This window comes from Synechococcus sp. A10-1-5-9 (assembly GCF_047716785.1).
In the GTDB taxonomy this organism is placed as follows: Bacteria; Cyanobacteriota; Cyanobacteriia; order PCC-6307; family Cyanobiaceae; genus Synechococcus_C.
In genome coordinates this window covers 962,153-986,037 of the sequence record NZ_CP180406.1, presented here as the reverse complement: position 1 = coordinate 986,037, position 23,885 = coordinate 962,153, and the positions used below count along the sequence as shown (strand labels likewise).

The window sequence follows — 23,885 nt, the reverse complement described above, 5'->3', positions numbered from 1 at the left end:
TTCGGGTTAACCCGCAACGTATCAGCTGTTCAGAGGAGTGCCACTAAGCGAGAAGGATCGAACGGCATCGATGCGCACCTGAACCAGATCACCGGCACTGAAGCGGCGGCCATTCCCATTCTCAGAACGGAAAAATGTCAATCTGTTGGTGCGGGTGCGCCCCATCAACTGGGACGGATCCTTGGGATTGATGCCTTCAGCCAGCACCTCTTCCACGCGGCCGGAGTAGCGCTCGTTGCGTTCCCGCGCGCAGCGCTCCACCAGCGCATTGATTTCTCTGAGTCGCTCCACTTTGGTGTCTTCAGAAAGCTGGTTGTCCCAGTTGGCGGCTGGGGTGTTCGGGCGTGGTGAGTAAGCGGCTGTGTTCACCTGGTCGAAACCGATCTCTTCGATCAGCGCCAGGGTGCGCCGGTATTGGGCATCGGTCTCACCCGGGAAGGCCACGATCACATCTGCACTCAGAGAGGCATCGGGCATTCGATCCCGAATTCTGTCGATGATGCGCCTGTAGCGCTCCACGGTGTAGCCCCGAGCCATGGCCCGCAGCACGTCGTTGTCACCGCTTTGGAACGGGATGTGGAAGTGCTCACAGAGTTTGGGAAGGTCGGCGCAGGCATCGATCAGGCGCTCGGTGAAATAGCGGGGGTGACTGGTGGCGAAGCGGATCCGCTCAAGGCCCTCCACGGAGTGGACGTGATGGAGCAGATCGGTGAGGGTGTGCTGCCGGCGGCCCTCGGGCGTGATTCCCGGCAGGTCACGTCCGTAGGCGTCGATGTTCTGCCCCAGCAGGGTGATCTCTTTGAAGCCTTGGGCCGCGAGTCCCTCCATCTCAAGCCTGATGGCATCCGGGAGCCGTGACTGCTCCTTGCCCCTTACCGAGGGAACCACGCAATAGGTGCAGCGCTCGTTGCAGCCGTAAATCACATTCACCCAGCCGCAGATGCTGCTGTCGCGTCTGGCGGTGGTGATGTCTTCAAGGATGTGGTGCTCTTCGGTGGCAACCACTTGCTGCCCGCTGTCCACCTGTTGAAGCAGCGTTTCGAGCCGGTTGGCGTGCTGAGGCCCCATCACCAGGTCGAGCTCCGGCACCCGTCGCAACAAGGATTCGCCTTCCTGCTGCGCCACACAGCCCGCCACTACCAAGGTGAGATTTGGGTTCGTGCGTTTGCGTTGGGCCTGACGTCCTAAATAGCTATAAACCTTTTGCTCTGCGTTATCGCGAATGGTGCAGGTGTTGTAGAGCACTAGATCGGCATCCAGTTCGCCGCTCGCTTCCCGATAGCCCATGGATTCGAGAATCCCCGCCATGCGCTCGGAATCGGCCTTGTTCATCTGGCAGCCGAACGTGGTGATCCAGTAGCTGCCACGCTCCCGGTTCGGCAGCATTTCGGTGGTAGGTGAAGCGGTTACGGTCAAGGCAAAGAGCCGTCCGAGGGATCGGCGGCGTCGAACGCTGCTTTCAGTGTCGGATACGGCGGTGCTGTGCCAGCTTGTGGACTGGTGCTCGCGGGCCATGGGTTGGAGTCTGCGTCGATTTCCGCTCACGAAGGCGGTGCCTCTGGCAATCAGCAGGGGAATCACGTCCGTTGTGGAACGCCTGGAACTTCGCCTGGACCATGGCGGGACTGTGGGGTTAGGGGAAACCGGCGGGCTGGATACGGGCCATCGCGCCTATGCGCTGGAGGACATCGAGGCTGAACTCCAGGCCCTGTTGCCGACTTTGGAGTCCCTGAATCCTCAGGACCGTCATGGCCTGGCACCGTGGTTGGCAACCCTGTCTCCGCCGGCTCGTTGTGCGGTGGATCTGGCCCTATGGGACTGGTGGGGGCGGCAGCTGGGGCAACCGATCTGGAGGCTGTTGGCGTTGGATGGAACCAGCGAGGTGGCCACGAGCGTCACCTTGGGTCTCGCCTCTGTTGAGAAGGTTCTTGAGCGTCTTGATCGCTGGTGGAGGCAGATGCCAGCCACCCGCATCAAGCTCAAACTCGGCAGTCCCGAGGGACTGGATCATGACCGTGCCCTGTTGCAGGCGGTGGCTATCGCCCTTCAGGAGCGCTCCCAGCGAATGGCGGTGGCGCATGAACTTCAGGTGGATGCCAACGGCGGCTGGACTCTCGAGCAAGCCAAGGCGATGCAAGCACCGTTGGAGCAGGCGGGGGTGGTGTTGCTGGAGCAGCCGCTGCCCGCTCGCGTTGATCTTGAGGAGGATCTGGAGGGATTTGCAGCGCTACGCCCAGATTGCAATCTGCCCTTGGTGGCCGATGAGAGCTGTTGGGATCTGAAGGACCTACTCAGGCTTGCGCCACACGTTGACGGCGTGAATCTCAAGCTGCTGAAGACTGGAGGTCTGACTGAGGCCTGGCTGATGGCCCAGGTAGCTGAGCGGCTTGACCTAGATCTGATGGTGGGCTGCTATTCCGACAGCACACTGCTTAATGCGGCAGCGGCTCAATTGCTGTCTCTGATCCGCTGGCCTGACTTGGACAGCCACCTCAATTTGGTGAACGATCCTTACAAGGGTTTGCCGCTCAAAGGGGATCAACTTCTGCCACCGCAGGGAAGCGGCTTGGGCGTTACGCCGGTGGAGGCCTCCTGATGCTTGCTGACCAGGATCCTGTGGTGCTTCTTCAGCACGGTGGGCTGGACAATCTCATGGGCAAGACCGGCCTGGCGATGTTGCGTCATCGGCGTGGGCCGATCGTGGCTGTGATTGACCCTGAGCATGCTGGTCGAACGCTGGAGAGCATTACGGGTATTCCCAGGCCTGTGCCTGTCGTAAAGGATCTGGACGATGCGCTTCTCTATCGACCGTCCGTGGCCGTGGTCGGTCTTGCTCCATCTGGTGGTGTGCTGCCTGCGGCCCTGCGCTCGGATGTGTTGTCTGCACTCCGTGCGGGGCTGTCGGTGGCCAGTGGTCTTCACACCCATCTGGCGGATGATCCGGAGCTCAGCGCGGCGGTTCAGCCTGGATGCTGGATTTGGGATCTCCGCTGCGAGCCCGAGGGACTCAGGGTTGGCCAGGCCAGGGCTGCCGCTCTGCCTTGCAAGCGCGTTCTGGCTGTTGGAACCGATATGGCTGTCGGCAAAATGAGTGCCTGTCTGGCCATTCAGGACTCAGCCCGCTGCCTTGATGTGCCGGCCGTTTTTGTGGGGACAGGACAGGCGGGAATCCTCATCAGTGGCCAGGGAGTGCCCCTGGATGCGGTGCGGGTTGATTACGCCGCTGGTGCCGTAGAGGCGGCTGTGCTCAACGCAGCGTCTTCAGTACCTGGCGATGCTCTTCTTCTCGTGGAGGGACAGGGATCGCTTTGCCATCCAGGCTCGACAGCCACACTGCCCTTGATGCGCGGCAGCCAGCCAACGGCGTTGCTGATGGTTCATCGTGCCCGGCAGACGCAGATCCATCGCTTGCCCGATATTGCTCTGCCACCACTTGAGGACGTGATTCAGCTGTGTGAAGGACTTGCCTCCATCGGCCGACCGCGAGGAGCCGGGCCGCCACCTCTGGTGAAAGCTGTGGCGCTGAACACCGCAGGCCTGACTGATGAGGAATGCGAGCGCGAAACAGCAGAACTCAGCCAAAAACTTTCCCTTCCCTGCTCTGATCCGATCAGACAAGGTGCAGATTCCCTCACGAGGGGATTGATCGCTCCGTGAATCTCACAAAGAAAGATGTGTAGGGCGAGCGAGGGGATTCGAACCCCCGAATAGCGGCGCCACAAGCCGCTGCCTTAACCACTTGGCGACGCCCGCCGCGTCGGTAAGAATCTACCAATCCGCCCTCCAGGCCCTGCGTACGTCACCTGCACATTGGCGCTGGCCTCCGGCGACAGCGATCGCCATGTCGCTCCTGCTCGGAGGGAGTGTCGCCGCTCTCGTGATCACCAATCCCACCAAGGAGGACTACACCGCCCATGCCGGAACACAACTTGTGAGCCTGGCCACGAATGAGCTCTGCTACCAGCGCACACTGCCTCTGGTGTTGCAGATCTGGATCAAGGATTGTCCCCGCCTGATCGCGGACCAGGAAGTAACGCTTGCCTCTCTCGCCAGCCAGTTCACACGACGGTGGAATTTAGGATTGGCCAGTATTTACCTGACCACTGTGGGGGGGCAGGATCTGCTCCCTACCTTGCGTCTCCCCCGCTACTCCGTCACCACCTTGGGGGTTGCGGGTCGATTTTTGGTCCTGAAAACCCAGTCCGATGCCGGTCGGATGGAATGACGCCCAAGGGTGCGGGATCTTTGCGAAGCCGATGCCCGGCGAGCCTTCTGGAGTTGCCTTCAGGGGTTGCTCTCAAGCCATCTGCAGATGGCTTGCTCTCCGTTGAGCTGCATTGGAAAGATGGCGAGCTCACGTCCGTGTTACCTGCTGAGGACGCCCAGGGCCTGGTGATGCCGCGATTGGCCGAGCCCCATGCTCACCTTGATAAAGCCTTCTCTTGGCCAGACCACCCCAATCTTTCGGGGACCTACGCCGGAGCGATGGAGGCCAATATGCGAGAACATCGCACCCGCACCGCCGATCGGGTGCATGAACGCAGTGAGCGAGCTCTGGAACTGGCCTGGCGCCACGGAGTACGAGCCGTTCGATCGCACATTGACAGTCTTGGACCAGGGGCTGCCTGCAGCTGGGAGGTGTTGACGGAGACCCGTCAGCGCTGGCGGGAGCGCCTCGAACTCCAGTTGGTAGCTCTCGTGCCAGTCGAGCATTGGTCCACTCCTGAGGGAAAGCATCTGGCGGCCCAGGTGGCAGCGGCCGAAGGGGTGATCGGTGGCGTGATCGAACCTCCTTGTCCTGGGCGTGCTCCACGTCGAGCGTTGCGACGCCTGCTGGAGCTGGCGGAGGACCTCGGATGCTCGGTTGATCTGCACATCGATGAGGCGTCGGAGCATCCTGCTGCCGGGGTTCGCCAACTGCTCAGGGTTCTCAGCACGATGACCGTGTCGGTGCCGATCACCTGCAGTCATGCCAGCAGCCTTTCGCTGCTGAATTCAGCCTCGCTACGGCGACTGGGGGAGCGGATGGCGGAGCACCAGCTGCAGGTGGTGGCTTTGCCTCTCACCAACGGATGGCTGCTGGGGCGTCGAGGGCAGGCCACGCCGGTGCAACGACCTCTTGCACCGATCCGACAGCTGCAGGACTGCGGTGTATGTGTTGCTGTGGGGGGAGACAACGTGCAGGATCCTTGGTTCCCTGGCGGAAACCTGGATCCCCTGGCTCTGATGGCGATGAGCATCCCACTGGCTCAGCTCGCTCCCTGGGATGAGGCGGGGATCGCACCGTTCAGCAAGGATGCCGCCCGTTTGCTGGGCCTTGCTTGGGATGGGGTGCTGCGCCTTGGTGCTCCCGCAGATCTGATCCATCTGCACAATGGCGGCTGGCCCGAGCTGTTGTCGGCCCCTCCGCGCCGCAAGGTGCTGGTGGGTGGCGTCTGGGTTCAGGATTGAAAGGTTGTCCTGATCGTGGCTCCCGTGGTTCTTAAGACGTTGCGTGAGGAACTCGAGGCGGTGCCTGACCTCACCGTGCTGGAACGTCCGGAGGATCTTGATCGGTACTCGAAGGATGCCTACGACTACTCACCGGTGTTGCGGGAGCGTTTGAGGTTCTGTCGAGCAGCGCTGGTGGTGCGTCCGGAAACGGTGGATGCCGTGGCCTGTGTGGCTGCGGCCTGCTGCCGTCATGGCATTGCGCTCACCCTGCGGGGCGCAGGGACGGGCAATTACGGACAGAGCGTCCCCCTCGAGGGAGGGGTGGTGATGCTGATGGGTCGCCTGCGTGCCGTTCGCACGATCGAGGCGACCACCGGTGTCGTCACGGTTGAATGCGGTTGCCTTCTGAAAGATCTCGATCAGGTGCTGCGTGGCCACGGTCGTCAGCTGCGCCTGCTGCCCAGTACGTGGCGCAGCGCCACGATCGGCGGCTTCATTGCCGGCGGCTCCGGTGGCATCGGTTCGGTGCGCTGGGGCTTTCTGCGCGATCCGGGCCATCTTCTCGGTCTTGAGGTGGTCACGATGGAGCCGGAGCCAAAGCGGCTCCAGTTGGAGGCCTCTGACGCGGAGGCGCTGAATCATGCCTACGGGACCAACGGGATCATCACCGCATTGACGCTCGCCACAGCGCCAACAGTGGATTGGCAGGAAGTGGTGATCGACTGCGTTGACTGGCCATCCGCTGTCGAGCTGGCGCGACGCTGCTGCGGATCGGCGTTGGACCTACATCTCTGCACTGTGCTGGAGGCCGAAGTGGTGGCTCAGTTACCGGTCTGGGACTTCCCGGACACAAAGGCTGACCGTGTGCTTTTGCTGTCGGCCCCTGATGCGGTCAGCACGTTGGAGCGGTTGGCGGCCGACTGCGGTGCTGACGTGGTGTATCGCGGTGAGGAGATGCACCATGCCGGCCATGGCTTGCGTGAACTGACCTGGAACCACACCACCCTGCATCTGCGCCAGCACGACCCTGATTGGACGTACTTGCAGATGCTGCTTCCGCAACCTGAACTGGACTGCCTGCAAGCGCTAAAGCAGACCTGGGGCGGGGATGTGCTCATTCACCTGGAAGCCGTGCGCCAGCAGGGTGCACAGCGGCTTGCAGCCTTGCCGCTCGTGCGCTGGCGCGGGGCTGAAGAGCTGGAGCGTTTGATGCAGCAGTGTCGCGACCTCGGGGCTCTGATCTTTAACCCTCATGTGTTGACCGTTGAGGGCGGAGGACTTGGCGTCGTGGATGGTGATCAGGTGGCCGCCAAGCGGCGTTTGGACCCGGCTGGTCTGCTTAACCCCGGGAAGCTTGGCGGTTTCAGCAGCTGAGGCTGTCGCGGGTCAGCACTCCAGTGGTGGGGTTCAAGCCTTCGGCCTCCTGGCAGAGTCTGCGCTGGTCATCTCGGTCCAGCAGGGCATCGCTGAAATCGGCGCCATCCACCTGAGCCCTGGCGAAGCTGCTTCCGGAGGCGATCACGCCGATCAAAACGGCGTCCCGCAGATCCGTTCCTGTGAAATCTGCACGATCCATTAGGGCATCACTGAGGTCGGCGCCCCGGAAGTTGGCATCGGCAAACGCACCCTGCGTGAAGATCGCCCCTTGCAGATTGGCCCCGCTGAAATCAGCTCCTTTGGCCGCCGCGCCGGCAAAGGAGGTGTTGCTGAGGGCCTGATCATGAAAATCAGCGCCGTTTTGATTGGTCAAGGTGTAATCCACCCGTTCCTGAAACAAGGCCCTGTCCTGGAGGCCCACCCCTGCCGAGGTGTCGAGTGCAACGGCGGGATCACATAGGAAGCCGATCACCAGGGTGATGGCGGTGATGACTTTCAGCAGCGGAGGCATGAATGACGGGCACAGCATCGAATCACTCTGCCTGCAACTGATGCGTCTCCAGCAGATGACCGATCAGATACAACGAACCGGCCACGACGGGGGCTGCCTGCGGCCATCCGTTGTTCTCGAGCTGGTTGAGCGCCTCAGCTGCATCTCCGGCGCCCCTGAGCTGGTGGGCGAACTCCGGCGCGTCATGCTGCAGCTGCTCGACGCTCCAGCTGCGGTGCTCTGGAACGGGAATGATCCAGGCCAGATCGTTGGGCTGCAGCAGGTGCTTCAGCATGGCCGGAGCCTGTTTATGCGCCTGGATCGCCAACACCCAAATCTGCGGTTGATCGGCGGCCATCCAGCGGCAACGTTCGTTGGCTATTGCCTCTGCAGCCGGTGGGTTGTGGGCTCCATCAACGCGCACGCGTCGTCCTTCCCACTGCATCCACTGCAGCCGGCCTGGCCAGCGGGCTGCCGCAAAGCCATCGCGCATGGCATCGACCGTGATTTCTTTGCCGTCGCGAGCCATCCATTCCAGGGCAGCTCTGGCCACGCCTGCATTGCTTCGCTGCAGATCTCCGGTTAAGCCGAGCGTCCAATCATTGGCAAGCGGTTCCACCCAGCGAAGGCTGGCGTCCATGGCTGAAACAGCGCGCTCCAGCACCCGCTGCACCTCCGGAAGCTGCGCCCCACTCACCACATGGCTCCCTGGTGGAATGGCCGCGGCTTTCTCAGTGGCAATCGCTTCCAGGGTCGCCCCGAGATGTTCCCGGTGGTCCAGGCCGATCGAACCCACCGCAATCAGCCGTCGACGTGGATGGGCTGTGGTGGCGTCCAACCGGCCTCCCAAGCCAGCCTCCAGGACTAACCAGTCGGGGCGCTGGGCCTCAAAATGCACCAGGGCTGCACAGATCAGCTGCTCGAATGGGGTGAGCCGGTAGGTGGTCACCACCGACTGCAGGGTCTGGAGCAGGCAGCGAAGCTCTTCGATCGTGATCAGACGCTCGTTCACGCGGATGCGCTCGCACCAGCTCACGAGGTGGGGCGAGATGGTGAGGCCGGAGCGCAGTCCCGCGGCCATCAGTGCATGGTGAATGAAGCAGGCGATGGATCCCTTGCCATTGGTCCCGACCACCTGCACCGCGGGGATCGTGGCAGCCGGCTGCTGCAGTTCCCCCAGGGCCTCCTGCACGCGATCGAGGGAGAGGTCCATCCCCCTGAGATCGAAGCGCGGTAGCAGATCACTCAGATCATCTCTGCCGGATCCAGAGGGGAGGGGATTCACATCAGGTGCTGCAGAGCACGATCCAGTCGGGTGAGCAGGGTTTGGATTTCCCGGGGACCAATCACCAGGGGAGGCACCATGCGCACCACCGCAGCGCCGGCAGGCACCAGCAGCAGCTGCTCTTCAAGGGCGGCCTTCACAACATCAGCAGCTGAAAATCCGCAGTTGTCTTGGAGAACCAGACCCTGCAGTAGTCCCCAGCCGCGGCTCCCCGCTAGGTGGTCGGGATAGCGCTCCACGAGGTGGGTCAGTCCTTCATGCAATTGCTTTCCCCGCGTCTGGACGTTCTTGAGTAGATTGCGTCGCAGCAATTCGTTGGCCACGGTGAGCCCCGCACGGCAGGCGAAGGGATTGCCGCCGAAGGTGCTGGCGTGATCACCAGGTTCAAACACGTCGGCGTGCTGACTGACCAGCAGGGCTCCGATCACGTGGCCTCCTCCAAGGCCTTTGGCCAGGGTGATGGCATCCGGTGTGACGCCGAGTTGTTGATATCCCCAGAGCGTGCCCGTGCGGCCCATGCCCACCTGGACTTCATCAAAGATCAGCAGGATGTCGCGCTCGCTGCAGAGCTTGCGGATGCGCTGCATCACAGCGGGATCGCCAGGATTCACACCGCCTTCGCCCTGAAGCGGTTCAATCAGAACAGCAGCCACCCTGGGGCCGTTCTGTTCCAGCTGTATCAGCAGCTGCTCGAAAGCGTCGCCGTCGTTGTATGGAAAGAATTCGAATCCTTCCACCATGGGCTCGAACCCTTGGTGGTATCGCGGTTGACCGGTGGCACTAACCGCTGCCAGCGTCCGGCCATGAAAACTGGCTGCGGCCGTGATGATGACCGGGCGTTCGATCCCACGGCGCCTGTGGCCGTGCTTTCGTGCCAGTTTGATCGCGGCTTCGTTGGCTTCAGCTCCTGAATTGCAGAAGAACACGCTGTCAGCGCAGCTGTTGACCACCAGCCATTGAGCAAGTTGTTCCTGTTCGGGGATTTTGTAAAGGTTGGAAACGTGCTGAAGCGTTTTCAACTGGCGGGAAAGGGCTCGCCGCAGGATGCGATCGCTGTGCCCGAGGGTGCAGGTGGCGATTCCTGCAACGGCGTCAAGGTGTCGTCGGTTCTGGTCATCCCACACCCAGCAACCGCTACCCCTCACAAGTGTCAAAGGAAAACGGTTGTAGGTGCCCATCACCGCTGAGGACATTGAATCAGCCTTGGGCTCCACCATGACGCTGTGGCATTGATACTCCCTAGGGGAGCGTTAACGGGTCAGTGTTTTAGGGGTTGATAGAGAGTCTTCGCCAGCTGACGTGCATTCACAGGCTGGGTACTCACACGCTGGAAGTGAAGTAGGAGCGGTGGGACTTGAACCCACATGCCCGAAGGCGCTCGATTTTGAGTCGAGTCCGTCTACCAATTCCGGCACGCTCCCCTAGTGATTGATCCTAAGCGACCAACCCCAAACCCCCGCTCAGGAGAGGAGCCTTTCAAGCACGGCACCACAGGCGCGCAGTTTGGCTTCGATACCGGCGTAGCCCCGATCCAGATGGTTGAGGCCACGCACCTGGCTGCTGCCTCGGGCGACGAGGCCAGCAAGCACCATGGCGGCTGCAGCTCTCAAATCAGTTCCGTTCACAGGGGCGGCACTGAGGTTTGAAACACCTTCAACGACAGCGGTGTTTCCCTGGATGCGGATGGATGCGCCCATTCTCTGGAGCTCAGCCACATGTTGCATTCTGTTTTCGTAGATCTTCTCCGTAATGACGCTCGTGCCATTGGCTGTGGCCAGCAGAGCCATGAACGGAGCTTGCAGATCGGTGGGGAAGCCAGGAAATGGCTGGGTGGTGATGTCGACTCCCTTGATTTCTCCTGGGGTGATCGTGATGCCCTCCTCGTCGATCTCGAGCACACAGCCGCAATCCCGCAGTTTTTGAAGCACGGCACTCAGGTGGTCGGGAACGACCGGTGCAACACGGAGGCGAGAGCGAGTGATGGCCGCCGCAAGCAGAAAGGTTCCAGCTTCAATTCGATCCGGAATCACTGAGTACTCGCACCCGTGCAAGGTTTCCACTCCTTCGATCGTGATCGTGGGGCCACCGGCGCCTGTAATCCGGGCCCCCATGGCGTTAAGCAGGTTGGCAAGATCCTGAACCTCGGGTTCTTGAGCAGCGTTTTCAATCACGCTGATGCCTTCCGCCAGGGTTGCTGCCATCAGGATCGTTTCCGTGGCGCCCACGCTCGGGCAGTCCAACACGATGGAGGCCCCTTTCAGTCGCTTGCTCTCACCGGGGACTGCCGCTGTCACGACCCCGTGTTCCACAGTCACCAAAGCACCCAAGGCTTTCAATCCCCGGATGTGCTCGACCACTGGTCGTGCACCGATGCGGCATCCGCCAGGTAAGGGCACTTTGGCGTAACCCATTCTGGCGAGGATGGAGCCGATGGCAAAAAAGCTGGCTCTCAATCCATTCACCAGTTTGTAAGGAGGTTCAGCGCTCGTGAGACTGGACGCTTGAAGCTCAATGGTTTCCGAACGACGTCGAACCTTCACTCCGAGAGATACAAGGATGCTTTCCATCCCATCGATGTCGGTCAGGGGTGGAACGTTATGGAGGGTGAGACGCTCTGAGGTGAGTAGTGATGCTGTCATCAGTACTAGAGCCGAATTTTTAGCTCCGCTGACCCTCAGTTCTCCTTGAAGCTTGTGTCCCCCAGCGATGGCGAGATGCGGCTTGAGAATGTCTTGAGACGGAGGCGCCGCTGTTGTCATTCCTCGCTTTCACCGAAATGTGCGCCTATCTTGACGAGATCGCGTGAGACCGTCTAGACGGCCGGCGCTCAAACTGGCTTGACAGCTCCTGGAGAGACGGCCCTTCGATGGCTTATGGTCAATTGGTCGCCTACGCGACAAACGCCAGCGGATGTGGCGGAATTGGTAGACGCGCTAGTTTCAGGTACTAGTGGCAGCAATGTCGTGGGAGTTCAAGTCTCCCCATCCGCACTATGTTGTTAGAGCTTGAGCTCTTAACTGCTGACCATGATCGTGCTGAAGATTTCCAACTCTTCCGAGGTGGTTGCGTCGAAGGTCGGCAAATTCCTTGAATTTTTGACACCGGATTCCATCGATCAATCAACGGTTGAGGATCAGGTGATTAAAAAAATGGTTGAGAACCTAGCCGCAGAGGGACTTAAGGGTGAGATTGCCGCGGTGAAAGGTTTTGATCTTGAAGGAACGGATCTTTTCATTCATGGGGAACTGAAGGTGCGAAAGCACACAACCTTCTGACGTGTCGGCGATTTCAGGGGCTGAGGGTGAACCGATTTCAAGTCGGCGCAATCCCCTGATCAAGCGGATTCGCTCTCTGCAAAGCAGAACAGGCCGAGAGAAAGAACAATGCGTTCTGCTTGAGGGAACGCACCAGGTGCAGGAACTTCTCGCGCAGGCCCTGCCATGGACGGATCCATTGCAGGTTCTGGCCACACCGTTGTGGTTTCAGAACCATCAGGCTCTGCTTGCAGGCTTGCCAGGGCCAGTTCAGTTGCAGTTGATGAGTTCAGAAGCGCTCGGCGCCGCTCTGTCCACCGTGCATCCCGATGGGGTTGCCTGCCTTTGGCCGTTCAACCGTTTGCCTTCACCCGGTCCCCAACCAAACTTCGTTCTCGCCCTCGATCGTCTGCAGGATCCAGGCAATGTGGGAACCCTGCTGAGAACAGCCTTGGCAGCCGATGTTGAACAAGTCTGGATGGGGGCAGGGGCTGATCCACTCGGCTCGAAGGTCGTGCGGTCTGCTGCGGGAGCGATTCTGACGCTGCCGTTGCGCCGCTTCGGTTTGACGGATGCCCAGGGGGTTGAACAACTGGTAACCGCCCTCAAGGAGGCCAGAACCAGAGGACTTCAGGTGGTGGCAACCCTTGTCCCAAACGCTGCAACAGGTCTTCAGGTGGAGCCGTATTGGCAGTTGGACTGGTGTCGTCCCACTGTGCTGGTGCTCGGCAATGAGGGATCAGGTTTGCATCCCCGTTTGCTGGCCTGCTGCAGCCATGGGGTCACCCTGCCTCATGGCCGGAAAGTGGAATCCTTGAATGTGGCAGCTGCCGCTGTTCCGCTTCTCTTGGAACGACGACGAGCGACAATGACGGCTCCCATGCAGCAGTCCGGGTGAGTGCAGCCAGTTTCGACTTCGATGTGATCGTGATCGGTGCCGGTTACGGCGGTTTCGATGCAGCGAAGCATGCCGCTGAGCATGGCCTGAAGGTCGCGATTATCGAGTCGCGCGACATGGGCGGGACCTGTGTGAATCGTGGCTGCGTTCCGTCCAAGGCTCTGCTCGCCGCTTCAGGTCGTGTCCGCGAGCTGGCGGATGCGGAGCATCTGGCGGGTTTCGGAATTCATGCGGCCCCGGTGCGCTTTGAACGCCAGAAAATCGCTGATCACGCCAACCAACTGGTGGCCACGATTCGCGGAAACCTCACTAAAACGCTGGAGAGGTCGGGGGTGACGATTATTCGTGGTTCCGGTCGTCTGGAGTCGGCTCAAGCCGTGGGCGTGCGGGAAATCAGTGGTGTGGACAGGGTGTTGACGGCCAAGGATGTGATTCTGGCGACAGGATCAGATCCCTTCGTTCCTCCGGGTATCGAGACCGATGGTCGCAGCGTGTTCACCAGCGACGAGGCCGTGAGTCTGGAGTGGCTTCCCCGCTGGCTCGCCATCATCGGCAGTGGTTATATCGGCCTTGAATTTGCAGACGTCTATACCGCTCTGGGCTGTGAGGTCACGATGATCGAGGCTCTTGATCGGGTGATGCCGACCTTTGACCCCGATATCAGCAGGATCGCCGCTCGCCACCTGATTGATGGACGGGATATCGATGCACGAGCAGGGGTTCTGGCCCAATCGATCAAACCGGGTGCGCCGGTTCAGATTGAACTGGTCGACATGCAGACCCGTGAGCCTGTTGAGACCCTCGAGGTGGATGCCGTTCTGGTTGCCACCGGTCGTGTTCCCAGCAGCCGCACCCTCAACCTTGAAAAGCTCGGAGTGGAGACCCAGCGTGGGTTTGTGCCCATCAACGATCGCATGCAGGTGCTCGCCAATGGTCAACCGATTCCGCATCTTTGGGCGGTTGGTGATGTCACTGGAAAATTGATGCTTGCTCACACCGCTGCCGCCCAGGGAACTGTGGCCATCGACAACATCCTTGGCCACAACCGCGAGATCGATTACCGCAGCATTCCAGCTGCCACCTTCACCCATCCAGAGATCAGTTCAGTGGGACTCAGTGAAGCCGATGCCAAGCAATTGGCGGCTGATCAGGGATTTGAGCTGGGTGTGGTGCGCAGTTACTTCAAGGCCAATTCCAAGGCCCTCGCTGAATTGGATAGCGATGGACTGATGAAGCTTCTCTTTAACAAGGTTTCAGGAGAGGTGTTAGGAGCGCACATCTATGGGTTGCATGCCGCTGATCTGATCCAGGAGGTGGCCAATGCCGTGGCACGTCGTCAGAGCGTACGTCAGTTGGCCAATGAAGTGCACACACACCCAACGTTGAGTGAAGTCGTAGAAGTTGCTTATAAATTAGCTTTATCTACTATTGCCTGATCAATCAGATGGTCAAGGCACGTTTTGATTATGTCCAGAATAAAGCAAGCGCAGTGATGCCTAAAGAAAAAATGCCAACGATCTTAATTGATGGTTCAGTTGGCTTCTTTTCTCGTGCAACAAGCCAAATCATGGCCAGTGTCAAAATAAGCTTTAACGCAATTTTTGAGTGAGGAAAGTCTGGATTCACTCCGGCAAGGTAGGTTTCACTGAGGCCGACCATTGCTATTCCGGTCAATAAAGACAGGAAGGACGCAAGGAAAAGTGCCTTACTAAGATTTTTTTTAAGAGGGGATACATTTAATGCGAAGGTGCCAATCAGGATTGACATTCCAATCAGATGCCCATATTTAAAGCAGTTATAGATAAAAATAGTCACTAGCCTAGGAGAGCTTGCGGTGAAGCATTGGTCTGACGAGGATCAATGTGGATATGGTGAGGGTGAAGAGAATCCACAGACATCCAGCCACGTTGACTGAGCCAAAAGGTGCTTGTAGAACGACTGTGTTAAGAGATGCGTGGCCAAGATAGCTGGCTCGTATTGGTTCAATCGCGTATGTGAGGGGATTAAGAGAAGCGAGCCATTGCATCGGTGCTGGCATGAAAGAAAGCGGAGCTAGTGCTGTGCTTGCAAATAACAAGGGTAAATTGATCAAGAAGGTAACTGCCAGAAGCTCTACATGTCCTGGAAGTGTAAAGGCGAGTCCCAGGCTAATCGCAGTGACGCCAAGGATAAGCATCGATAAAGTTGTTAGGGCAATGATGATTCCGCTCCCGACAGGCCAGCCGTATCCCAGTAATCCTGCGGCAGCCATGATGACTACGCTTTGAATGAGGCTGATCATCCAGATATGTATTACTGACGCAAATACAACCGAGCTGCGCGATCTCAGTGGGGCCACTAGAATTCTGTTTAAAAAGCCAAATTCGCGATCAAACATGACAGCTAAACCGGCATTAAGTGCACCGCTGAATGCTGTAAATACGATTAGCCCTGCGGCTATAAAGTTGCCGTATCCTTGGTCGGCTGGTAAGAAGTTTTTTGGCGCATTACTGAATAGTGCGCTAAAAAGAATCAGCCACATCAGTGGTTGGACGACTCCGACGACAAATGATGATGGTCGGCGCTTCAACTGGAGAAATTGTCGCTTGCTAAGGGCCATTGTTTCTTGCCCTCTTTCTCTCAATTGCTGCATTAACGTCGCAACAAAGGATCCTCTCTGTGGGCGACGCGTTTCGTGCCACGTTTGGTTTTGAAAGGCGTTTTCGATGCTTGTCATGGCTTTTAATAAAAGAATTAAAGGTTTTCAGCGCATTGCTTCTTTGCGCTCTTTGCGTAGATCTCTTGCCCCTAATGCTGAAAGTTCGGCATCTGCAATTGTTGATCCCGTAGCTTTGAGATAGATATCGTCAATCGAAATACTACTTCTGGCGCAGGAAAAAATAGGGAATCCCTGTTTTTGCACCTCGTTGACAATCTCGTCGCTATTGGCTTCTTTGGCAGTGATCAATGTCAATGAGTAACCCTGAGAAGGGTTGATGATGATGTTGTCGATGTCAGCGCGACTGATCAAAGCATCACTGGTGGCTTTTGCTTCGGTTTGGTTGCTGAACTCTCTGATTCGTAAGGTGAGTTTTTGACCTCCTATCTTTTCCTTTAATGTTTTTGGTTTTCCTGCCGCAATTAATTTCCCATGATCGAGAATTGCCAGTTGGTCGGCAAGTTGCTCGACTTCTTGGAGTTGATGGGTGCTTAAGAGTACGGTTTGGCCATTCTCAACTGAGGCTTTTAGAACCTCCCAGATCAATTGTCTGCTCTCGGGATCTAGGCCTACACTAGGTTCATCTAATATGAATATTTTGGGCTTATGTAATAGTGCGCATCCAAGCTCAAGTCTCCTGCGCATACCTCCAGAATAAGTTTTGGTTCGCCGATAGACCCATTCACTAATATTCAGTTGCTCAATGATCTCGTCAATACGTTCTTTTTTTATTTTCCTTGGCAGGTGGTGAAGATCAGCGGTGAATGTTAAGTGCTCATAGCCGGTGAGTATTTTGTCAAGACTACTTTCCTGAGCGACATAGCCTATCTGCGTTCTTGCCTCCCTGGGTTTTTTGAGCGCGTCAATGCCGTTAATCCATACTTCTCCTGAATCAGATCCCATTAGAGTGGCAAGAATTCTGATTAAACTACTTTTGCCAGCTCCGTTTGGCCCGAGGAGAGCATAAAAACATCCAAAAGGAATATTCAGGGAGAGATTGTTAAGAGCCTGCGTATTTTTGTAGCTTTTGCTTAGGTTTTTGATTGAAATTGCGGGATGATCAATGCCCGCTTCGGCGTGATTTGAGTGCATTGATTCGGTGTGCGAAGGGGGCAGTTGATCTTTCTCTTCAAGCTTTTATTGATCGTCTAAATCAAGGTAATCCCCTTTGAAGTACGACACAATTTGTTTAAATGTATGCTGTTGTTGAATCAGCGCGGCCATCGGTGAGCTTGGCCTGTCCAGGGGGATCAATGCAGTTCTTTTTAGGCTGCGTGGTTGGTGTTTGTGCGTATGTGTCATTGGGCTATGGCGTCGGTACGCGCAGAGCAACGTTCGGTTTTCTCTGCTCATTTCGAACCTAGTGGTGGATGAATCGATTCTGTCTTGAGTGCTATGGGATTGCCCTTTCCGAACAGTCGCCTCTTATTTCGGATAGTTCTTCTGCCTGTTTCTAAGCTTGAAGAACTGTATGGAAAAAGCAACCGTTACAAGTTTGATTCATTGACTAACTCCTTCGTCGTCTCGTCAAGGGCATAAAATCTCAAGATTCCGTTACGCAGCCCGATAACCTCTGTGGAGATCCGTCGTCGACCGCCCAACCCCAAGGTTCAGGTAGCCCATCTTGAGTACGCCATTCCCCACCAAGACGGTGAACCTCGCAATATTCTCGAGAAGATTGTCTGGGAAAAGGATCGGGAGATTGAGTCAGCCCGCCAGCGTATGCCTCTGGTGCAGCTGAAAGCACAGGTTGCAGACCTGCCATCGCCGCTGGATTTCTTGGGAGCCTTGCGACAGCCCCCTATGGCACCTGCCGTCATTGCTGAAATCAAGAAAGCGAGCCCTAGCAAAGGTGTGATCCGTGAGGATTTCGATCCCGTCGCCATTGCCAAGGCCTATGCAGCTGGAGGGGCCAGTTGTCTGTCCGTGCTCACAGATCGAACCTTTTTCCAGGGCGGATTCGATGTGCTGGTGGCCGTGCGCGAAGCCGTGGACTTGCCGCTGTTATGCAAAGACTTCATTCTAAGTCCGCATCAGCTTTATCAGGCGCGTGCTGCTGGTGCTGATGCAGCCCTGCTCATTGCAGCCATTCTTTCGGATCAGGATCTCGCCTATCTGCAGAAGGTGGCAGCCACTCTCGGTCTCACCGTGCTGGTGGAAGTGCACGATGCTGAGGAGATGGAGCGAATTCTCACCCTCGGAGGCTTCCCTCTCATTGGCATCAATAATCGCGACCTCACCAGCTTTGAGACGGATCTGGCTACGACGGAGTCGCTTGCAGAACGGTTTGGTGATCGCCTGCGCGAGCAAGGTGCTTTTTTAGTAAGTGAGTCAGGTCTGTTTGCTCGTTCCGATTTGAATCGCGTTCAAAGCAGCGGTGCCGGTGCGGTGCTCGTGGGAGAAGCGCTGATGCGCCAAGACAATGTTGAACAGGCTCTGCGCGATTTGATCAAAGGCTGATGCCACCCCTTGGATCGAGGCATCAAAAAGCCCCCGCAGAACGGGGGCTTGATGGTTGATCAACGTCTGATCAGGAAGCTGCCAGGTTGGCGGCTACAAAATCCCAGTTCACCAGCTTGTCTAGGTAGGTGCTGATGTAATCGGGGCGGCGGTTCTGATAGTCGAGGTAGTAAGCGTGCTCCCACACGTCCATGGTGAGCAGAGCCTTCTGGCCGTGGGCGAGGGGGAGATCAGCGTTGGCGGTTTTGGTGATCTTCAGAGTGCCGTCTTCGATGATCAGCCAGGCCCAGCCGCTGCCGAACTGGGTGGCGCCAGCGGCCTTGAACTGCTCCACGAAGGCGTCGTAGCTGCCGAAGTCAGCATTGATCTTGTCAAGAAGGGCACCAGTGGGCTGACCACCACCACCGGGCTTCATGCACTGCCAGTAGAAGCTGTGGTTCCAGACCTGAGCTGCGTTGTTGAACACGCCGGCTTTGCTGGAATCACTGGAAACAGCTGCAATCACCTCTTCCAGGCTTTTTCCATCGAGATCCGTTCCCTCGATCGCCTTGTTCAGGTTGGTGACGTAGCCGTTGTGGTGCTTGCCGTGGTGAAACTCGAGTGTGGAGCGGGAGATGTGGGGCTCCAGTGCATCGAGGGCGTAGGGCAGCGCAGGGAGGGTATGGGCCATGGGGAGGGCAACCGAGCAGCGGGATCCTAACGACAGTGCGTGAGCTTCAGCTGTTGCCCTATTGGAGGGCTCAGCCTTTCACTTCAAGCAACTCCACTTCAAAAATCAGCGTGGCGTTGGGAGGGATGACACCCCCAGCTCCGCGGGCGCCGTAGCCCAGATCGGGAGGAATCACCAGCTTGCGTTTGCCGCCCACCTTCATCCCCTGGACACCTTCGTCCCAACCCTTGATCACACGGCCGGCACCGAGGGGGAAACTGAACGGGGTGCCGCGGTCGTAGCTGGCGTCGAACTGACTGCCGTCTTCGAGAGTCCCGCGGTAATGCACCACGACGGTTTGTCCTGACGTCGCTTCGGCTCCGGTGCCCACCACGAGATTGGTGATCCGCAGTCCACTGGCTGTGATTTCAGGCTTTTCAGCACTCATCGCGCCTCCGAGAGCGGACGCATCAGCCTGGTTGGAGTCGGGTGCCATGGCAAAGAGGGTTGGGTTGGTCTCGTCAGGGTCCAGTTCCATCGCTGCGGAGGCCTGCACGTCAGCGGTCCGAGCGGCGGACGCCTGAACGGTGGGTGAGGGTGGTGCCGCAACCACGGTGGATGGTGACACGATCTGACTTACCAGCGCCACCACCAAGCACGCCACACACACGGCAGAACTGATCAGAATGTCTCGCACTGGAGCTCCATTTGTTCAGAAAGAGTCTGGCAGGTTCAGTCCTGGCGTTCGCGCTGGCGGAGTTGCTGCTCCAGTCGGTCGATCCGGCCGCGCAGCTCATCAACTTCCTTCTGGCTGGGAAGGCCCAGATCTTGCAAAAAATTGTCGCGATTGCGCTCCAGATTCCGCCCCATCTGCTGCTCGAGTTCAGGGGTTTCCCCCCTTAATGCTCTCAGAACTTCGTCCACCAGAGCCGAGGCTTGGCTGGCATCGAGACGGCCACTGCTTACCCAGTCCTGGGTCACGCCACGCAGGCGTTCGGCTACCAGGGTGGTGGTGCCGAGGCCTCGCAGCAGTAACTGTTGGAGAGGGTTGGCGGTCTCCATCGCGGATGTTGAGCGTTGTGATTCCAGGATGACGTCAACCTCTGGGGGGCACCATGGGCAATGACCGATCTCAGATTCTGCTTCGGGCTTTGCTGGGAGGTGTGTTGGCGGGCACCGGTCTGAGCTTGTCAGGGTTGTGGTGGATGCTGCCTGCGCTGGCCTTGCTGTGGTCTGTGGCGTTCAACCCGCTGGCCGCAGCACTCTGGGGGGGGCTTGCCGTGGCGATCAGCCATCGCTGGTTGCTTGCCCTGCACCCACTCACCTGGTTAGGTGTGCCAGAACTCCTCAGTCTTCCCCTGGCTGCAGCGGTTTGGCTGGGCTGTGTGCTGGCTGCGGTGTTGCTGTTGAGCGGCTGGAGTCTGTTGGTTCGTCTGCTCCCAGGGCGGGGTGGCGCGATGCAAGCGCTTGTTCTGTCTCTGATCTGGGGCCTTGGAGAAACCCTGCTCTCTCGAGGTCCACTGTTCTGGATCGGCGTAGGAGGGAGCGTATTTCCCGCGGACCCTGCCCTTGGTGGATTGTCGCGCTGGTGTGGCGCCGGAGGTCTGGCGGCCTTGCAGGTGTTTCTGGGCTGGAGCTTATGGACACAGTTCGCCAGCGCTGATTGCGAACGCAAGCGTTTGCGGCTGCTGGGTGCTGGAGTGCTTGGCTTGGTAGTCCTGCATGCTCTCGGTGCTGCGGCACTGGTCGGGATCGACCGTCCTGATGTCTCCAGGGACCCTCTGAACCTGGCTCTCTGGCAGCCCGCGATTCCCACCAGAGAGAAATTCAGTGCGGAGCGTCAGAGTCAGTTCCCTCGACTGCTGCGCGCGGCACTGACCAGAGCTGAAGCTGATGGGGCTGATCTGCTGATCGCTCCGGAGGGAACGTTGCCGCTGGATCGGGGGAACTTGCTGGCGGAACCTGTCCCCCTGATCAGCGGTGGCTTTCGCTGGGTGACCGGCCGTCAGCGTAGTGCTCTGCTGTTGCTGCAAGGCGATGATGCAACGCCTGCCGCTGTGATCGACAAGCATCGTCTTGTCCCCCTGGGGGAATGGACTCCGGCCTTGCCAGGCCTTGCGGGGCTTTCCGCAGTGGGAGGCCTTGAACCTGGGGGGGCGTCCAGGCTCTGGCGCTGGGGAGGTCCGCCTGCCCAGGTCGCGATCTGTTACGAGATCTCCAACGGCACGGCCCTCGCCCGGGCTGCGGCAGGCGGAGGGCAATGGATCCTCACAGCGGCCAATCTGGACCCTTACCCCTTGCTCTTGCAGCACCAGTTTCTGGCTCTGGCGCAATTGCGCAGTGTGGAGACGGCTCGACCGCTGGTGTCGGCAGCCAATACAGGTCCTACTGCTGCGATCAATGCTCATGGACAGGTCACATCGCGTTTGACAGCGATGCGCCCTGGCGTGCTGACCGTGCAGGTACAGCCCAGCACCGTTATGACCACCTACGCACGACTGCGTGAGTGGCCCTTGGTGGGTCTTCTTTTGATTGCCGCAGCAACGCTGTTCAAGTCGCGGTCTGGATTAGTCCTCCCCCCAGAACCGCGTCACCGTCGTAGAACACCGCCGCCTGTCCAGGAGTGATCGAAAACTGGGGCTCGTCAAAGTCAAGCCTGCAGCGATGGGGGCGGTCGGCTTCAGCATCCGATGCCTCCGCATCCATGGTGGTGAGTTGGGCGGGAACAGGAGCACTGCGGTAGCGCACCTGTACGTGCACCTTTTGACGCTGCCCTGGTGCTGGTGGAGCGATTGAGACCCAGTTGATGGCGCCCACAACGCAGTGGTCGCGACCCGCCTGATCGCGAGTGGCGACGACGACGCGGTTCATCGCGGCATCCAGGCGGACCACATGCAGGGGCTCGCTCCAGGCGATGCCGAGTCCTTTGCGCTGCCCGATGGTGAAGTGCTCGATGCCGTCATGCTCTCCGACGACCGTTCCATCCTGGAGAACAATTTCCCCCTGACGCGGCGGCAGGTAAGCATCCAGAAAGGACCGCATCGATCCATGGTGATCGGCAAGGCAGAGGTCTTGGCTTTCCGGTTTCGCCGCCGTGCGCAGTCCATGGCGAGCAGCCTCCAAACGGGTGTCGGGCTTGGTGAGTTCTCCAAGGGGGAACACCACGCGGTCGAGCACCTCCTGGGTGAGGTCGTAGAGGAAGTAGCTCTGATCCTTGCGTGCATCGAGACCGCGCAGCAGTCGCCATCGGCTGGAGCTGTCGTCAAAACGGAGTCGGGCGTAATGCCCGGTGGCAATCCTGGCGAGACCGCGTTCCTCCTGGGCCCAGCGCAGCATTGGAGAGAACTTCACAGCCCGGTTGCAGCGTGAGCAGGGCAAGGGCGTGATGCCGGCCTGGTAGCCCTCAATCAAGCCATTCACGATTTCGCGCTGAAAGGTTTCGCGTGAATCCACCACGTGGTGCGGAATCTCGAGTTGCTCGCAGATCCCAGCAGCGTCAACAAGTCCTTCCGCACAACAGGCTCCCTTTCCGCTCATCAACCACAGGGTGAGGCCTTCTACGTCCCAGCCGGCCTCGACAAGCAGCGCTGCGGTCAGTGAGCTGTCCACACCACCGGAGAGGCCGACGGCAACACGGTGCTCCCCTGGCCAATGGCGCAGTCGATCCAGGGCCTCCGCTCCGGCGATCGTGGCGGCTGTGACTGGAAACGCGGCCGGCATGGGCTGACGGACAGGAATGGGCTTCTTTCTCCATAGTGAGGTCCCATGGGCCCCCTCCATGCATTGGCCAGCTGTTGATGCTGATCATCTGTTGGTTCGCAGTGACCAGATGCTGGAGCTGGAGCAGCAGTGGCTGTCCAGTGGATTGCCCGTCGCTGCCTTGATGGAAACGGTTGGCCAGAGGATGGCGGAGTGGTGTCTGCAACGTCCTGATCGTCTTGCTCAAGGGGTTTTGGTGCTTGTGGGGCCCGGACATAACGGAGGCGATGGCCTTGTCCTGGGGAGAAAGTTGCTGGAAAAAGGCATCGCCGTGCGTCTTTGGGCACCGTTGCCCCTGCGGCAGGCCCTGACCCATGAGCACTGGCGACACCTGCTGTGGCTCGGGGTGCCTGTGCAGGAGTTCGAGCCTGACCCAGCCGATCCATCCCTTTGGATCGACGCTCTCTTTGGTCTTGGCCAGACCCGACCACTCCCAGATCAGGTGACGCAACTGTTGCAACAGCGTCAGCTCTCCGCACCCGGACAGCTGATCAGCCTGGACTGCCCAGCAGGTCTTGATAGTGATTCAGGGACTCCGCTGGGCACCGCCGTTGCCGTGGCCTCTCACACCCTCACCGTGGCTCTGATCAAGCGAGGACTGGTCCAGGACGCGGCTTTACCCTTTGCCGGCAACGTGCATCGCATCGATCCAGGGGTGCCGCCGCGGCTGATGGCCTCTCTGACGTCTCCCCTGGTGCTTCAGGTGGGGGCTCCAGACCTCAAGACCCTGCCGGTTCCTGCTGAGAAAAGCACGGCGATGAAGTACGAACGCGGACGTTTGCTGTTGATCGCTGGCAGCGAGCGTTACCGCGGTGCGGCTCACCTTGCGGTGCGGGGGGCCTTGGCCAGTGGTGCCGGCAGTGTGCGGGCCGCTCTACCGAAAGTGGTGGATCAACAGCTCTGGCAATGGGCCCCGGAAGTGGTCTCGGAGCCTGCTCTCGAGTCTGATGACAGCGGATCACTGCTTTGGGGGGCAGCTCTGCATCGGAGCGATCTCAGCCGGTTGGATGCCTTATTACTGGGGCCAGGTCTGGGACTGATGGAAGGGGTCTGGCGAGGCTGGGCCGAACCTTTGCAGACCTTCCGGGGCCTGTTGGTGCTTGATGCCGATGCGCTCAATCAACTGTCCGGGGACGTTGAGGGGTGGCGATGGTTCCTGAAGCGGATGGGACCGACTTGGATCACCCCCCACCCCCAGGAATTTGAACGTCTTTTTCCCTGTTGCGATCAGGGGTCTCCGCTCGAACGTGCTGCAGCTGCTGCCGAACGCAGCGGTGTCGTGGTCTTGCTGAAAGGTGCTCACAGCGTGATCGCCGACCCTTCTGGATCTGTGCGTCAGTTGGTTGGCACGGATTGCCAGGTCGCTCGAACCGGGCTCGGGGATTTGTTGGCCGGCCTGGCGGGGGGATGGGGAGCTCGACTGCAGGCTGCCGCGAGCCCTGCGGATGGGGCCGCTCTGGCAGCAGCGGGGTTGCTGCATGCTCAGGCCGCCTGTGGCTGCAGCCGCAGTAGCGGAGCACTCACAATCGCTGATCAACTCACACAATTGGTGCGATCGGTGACACGATTGAGTGATGAATGA

23 protein-coding genes and 3 tRNA genes are annotated in these 23,885 nt (G+C 58.9%); 12 read left to right on the top strand and 14 right to left on the bottom strand.

Annotated features, from left to right (window positions below; translation table 11 throughout):
- Positions 1–21 precede the first annotated feature (21 nt).
- Positions 22–1,386, bottom strand: a complete 1,365-nt coding sequence (miaB, locus tag ACLM45_RS05655; protein ID WP_038005078.1) for a tRNA (N6-isopentenyl adenosine(37)-C2)-methylthiotransferase MiaB — start codon at positions 1,384–1,386, stop codon at positions 22–24.
- 127 nt (positions 1,387–1,513) lie between these two features.
- Between miaB and ACLM45_RS05650 the strand changes: the two genes are divergently transcribed.
- Positions 1,514–2,596, top strand: coding sequence for an enolase C-terminal domain-like protein (locus tag ACLM45_RS05650; protein WP_415411066.1), 1,083 nt, complete (start codon positions 1,514–1,516; stop codon positions 2,594–2,596).
- Entirely contained in the window at positions 2,596–3,657 is a 1,062-nt protein-coding gene (locus ACLM45_RS05645) for a DUF1611 domain-containing protein (protein WP_415411065.1), read from the top strand. Before ACLM45_RS05650 ends, ACLM45_RS05645 begins: the two co-directional genes overlap by 1 nt.
- A 23-nt stretch (positions 3,658–3,680) precedes the next feature.
- On the opposite strand, the gene ACLM45_RS05640 is transcribed toward ACLM45_RS05645, so the two are convergent.
- Positions 3,681–3,753: transfer RNA gene (locus ACLM45_RS05640), tRNA-His, on the bottom strand.
- 88 nt (positions 3,754–3,841) lie between these two features.
- Between ACLM45_RS05640 and ACLM45_RS05635 the strand changes: the two genes are divergently transcribed.
- Genes ACLM45_RS05635 through ACLM45_RS05625 form a run of 3 tightly spaced genes read left to right on the top strand, consistent with a single transcriptional unit; the run spans position 3,842 to position 6,807 of the window.
- On the top strand, positions 3,842–4,225 hold the full coding sequence (locus ACLM45_RS05635) for a DUF4359 domain-containing protein (RefSeq protein ID WP_006041949.1): 384 nt from the start codon (positions 3,842–3,844) through the stop codon (positions 4,223–4,225).
- Positions 4,222–5,451, top strand: coding sequence for an amidohydrolase family protein (locus ACLM45_RS05630; RefSeq protein WP_415411064.1), 1,230 nt, complete (start codon positions 4,222–4,224; stop codon positions 5,449–5,451). Before ACLM45_RS05635 ends, ACLM45_RS05630 begins: the two co-directional genes overlap by 4 nt.
- 24 nt (positions 5,452–5,475) lie before the next feature.
- Positions 5,476–6,807, top strand: coding sequence for an FAD-binding oxidoreductase (locus ACLM45_RS05625; RefSeq protein ID WP_415411363.1), 1,332 nt, complete (start codon positions 5,476–5,478; stop codon positions 6,805–6,807).
- On the opposite strand, the gene ACLM45_RS05620 is transcribed toward ACLM45_RS05625, so the two are convergent.
- The 5 genes from ACLM45_RS05620 to murA all read right to left on the bottom strand — a co-directional run bounded on the left by ACLM45_RS05620 (position 6,797) and on the right by murA (position 11,344).
- A complete protein-coding gene (locus ACLM45_RS05620; protein ID WP_415411063.1) occupies positions 6,797–7,321 on the bottom strand; it encodes a pentapeptide repeat-containing protein in 525 nt (174 codons plus the stop codon). The two genes, ACLM45_RS05625 and ACLM45_RS05620, sit on opposite strands and share 11 nt — an antisense overlap.
- 22 nt (positions 7,322–7,343) lie before the next feature.
- Complete coding sequence (locus ACLM45_RS05615) at positions 7,344–8,585, bottom strand: bifunctional folylpolyglutamate synthase/dihydrofolate synthase (RefSeq protein WP_415411062.1); 1,242 nt, start codon at positions 8,583–8,585, stop codon at positions 7,344–7,346.
- Positions 8,582–9,802 carry an aspartate aminotransferase family protein gene (locus ACLM45_RS05610; protein ID WP_415411061.1) on the bottom strand — a complete coding sequence of 407 codons (1,221 nt, stop codon included), beginning with the start codon at positions 9,800–9,802 and terminating at the stop codon, positions 8,582–8,584. Before ACLM45_RS05610 ends, ACLM45_RS05615 begins: the two co-directional genes overlap by 4 nt.
- 122 nt (positions 9,803–9,924) lie before the next feature.
- Positions 9,925–10,006, bottom strand: a tRNA-Leu gene (locus ACLM45_RS05605).
- A 39-nt stretch (positions 10,007–10,045) separates the two neighbouring features.
- A complete protein-coding gene (gene murA / locus ACLM45_RS05600) occupies positions 10,046–11,344 on the bottom strand; it encodes a UDP-N-acetylglucosamine 1-carboxyvinyltransferase (RefSeq protein WP_415411060.1) in 1,299 nt (432 codons plus the stop codon).
- Positions 11,345–11,491: 147 nt separating this feature from the next.
- Here murA and ACLM45_RS05595 point away from each other — a divergent pair.
- The 4 genes from ACLM45_RS05595 (at position 11,492) to lpdA (ending at position 14,173) form a co-directional block, all read left to right on the top strand.
- Positions 11,492–11,575 (top strand) — tRNA-Leu (locus ACLM45_RS05595).
- A 36-nt stretch (positions 11,576–11,611) separates the two neighbouring features.
- A complete protein-coding gene (locus ACLM45_RS05590) occupies positions 11,612–11,860 on the top strand; it encodes a hypothetical protein (protein ID WP_415411059.1) in 249 nt (82 codons plus the stop codon).
- Between the two features lies 1 nt (position 11,861).
- Positions 11,862–12,737, top strand: a complete 876-nt coding sequence (locus ACLM45_RS05585) for a TrmH family RNA methyltransferase (RefSeq protein WP_415411058.1) — start codon at positions 11,862–11,864, stop codon at positions 12,735–12,737.
- The gene (gene lpdA, locus ACLM45_RS05580; RefSeq protein WP_006041940.1) at positions 12,734–14,173 is read left to right on the top strand and encodes a dihydrolipoyl dehydrogenase; all 1,440 of its coding nucleotides are present in this window, start codon (positions 12,734–12,736) and stop codon (positions 14,171–14,173) included. The genes ACLM45_RS05585 and lpdA overlap by 4 nt, the downstream gene beginning before the upstream one ends.
- Positions 14,174–14,201: 28 nt before the next feature.
- Here lpdA and ACLM45_RS05575 read toward each other — a convergent pair whose 3' ends face one another.
- From ACLM45_RS05575 to ACLM45_RS05565, 3 genes are all read right to left on the bottom strand, one after another.
- On the bottom strand, positions 14,202–14,504 hold the full coding sequence (locus tag ACLM45_RS05575; protein WP_415411057.1) for a hypothetical protein: 303 nt from the start codon (positions 14,502–14,504) through the stop codon (positions 14,202–14,204).
- A 52-nt stretch (positions 14,505–14,556) separates the two neighbouring features.
- On the bottom strand, positions 14,557–15,369 hold the full coding sequence (locus ACLM45_RS05570) for an ABC transporter permease (RefSeq protein WP_038005074.1): 813 nt from the start codon (positions 15,367–15,369) through the stop codon (positions 14,557–14,559).
- 111 nt (positions 15,370–15,480) lie between these two features.
- Positions 15,481–16,527 (bottom strand): ABC transporter ATP-binding protein, encoded by a 1,047-nt coding sequence (locus tag ACLM45_RS05565; RefSeq protein WP_415411055.1) that lies wholly within the window; start codon positions 16,525–16,527, stop codon positions 15,481–15,483.
- Positions 16,528–17,010: 483 nt separating this feature from the next.
- Between ACLM45_RS05565 and trpC the strand changes: the two genes are divergently transcribed.
- Positions 17,011–17,895: an indole-3-glycerol phosphate synthase TrpC gene (trpC, locus tag ACLM45_RS05560; RefSeq protein WP_415411053.1), complete on the top strand. Its 885-nt coding sequence runs from the start codon at positions 17,011–17,013 to the stop codon at positions 17,893–17,895.
- Between the two features lie 70 nt (positions 17,896–17,965).
- Here trpC and ACLM45_RS05555 read toward each other — a convergent pair whose 3' ends face one another.
- The 3 genes from ACLM45_RS05555 to ACLM45_RS05545 form a co-directional block, all read right to left on the bottom strand.
- Complete coding sequence (locus ACLM45_RS05555; RefSeq protein WP_006041934.1) at positions 17,966–18,565, bottom strand: superoxide dismutase; 600 nt, start codon at positions 18,563–18,565, stop codon at positions 17,966–17,968.
- A 70-nt stretch (positions 18,566–18,635) separates the two neighbouring features.
- The gene (locus ACLM45_RS05550; RefSeq protein ID WP_415411051.1) at positions 18,636–19,241 is read right to left on the bottom strand and encodes an FKBP-type peptidyl-prolyl cis-trans isomerase; all 606 of its coding nucleotides are present in this window, start codon (positions 19,239–19,241) and stop codon (positions 18,636–18,638) included.
- 35 nt (positions 19,242–19,276) lie between these two features.
- Positions 19,277–19,606, bottom strand: a complete 330-nt coding sequence (locus ACLM45_RS05545) for a phasin family protein (RefSeq protein ID WP_415411049.1) — start codon at positions 19,604–19,606, stop codon at positions 19,277–19,279.
- Between the two features lie 53 nt (positions 19,607–19,659).
- Here ACLM45_RS05545 and ACLM45_RS05540 point away from each other — a divergent pair, with 53 nt between their 5' ends.
- On the top strand, positions 19,660–21,171 hold the full coding sequence (locus tag ACLM45_RS05540) for an apolipoprotein N-acyltransferase (RefSeq protein WP_415411047.1): 1,512 nt from the start codon (positions 19,660–19,662) through the stop codon (positions 21,169–21,171).
- On the opposite strand, the gene mnmA is transcribed toward ACLM45_RS05540, so the two are convergent.
- Entirely contained in the window at positions 21,095–22,264 is a 1,170-nt protein-coding gene (mnmA, locus tag ACLM45_RS05535; protein WP_415411045.1) for a tRNA 2-thiouridine(34) synthase MnmA, read from the bottom strand. The genes ACLM45_RS05540 and mnmA overlap by 77 nt on opposite strands.
- Positions 22,265–22,322: 58 nt before the next feature.
- Between mnmA and ACLM45_RS05530 the strand changes: the two genes are divergently transcribed.
- Positions 22,323–23,885 (top strand): NAD(P)H-hydrate dehydratase, encoded by a 1,563-nt coding sequence (locus tag ACLM45_RS05530; RefSeq protein WP_415411043.1) that lies wholly within the window; start codon positions 22,323–22,325, stop codon positions 23,883–23,885.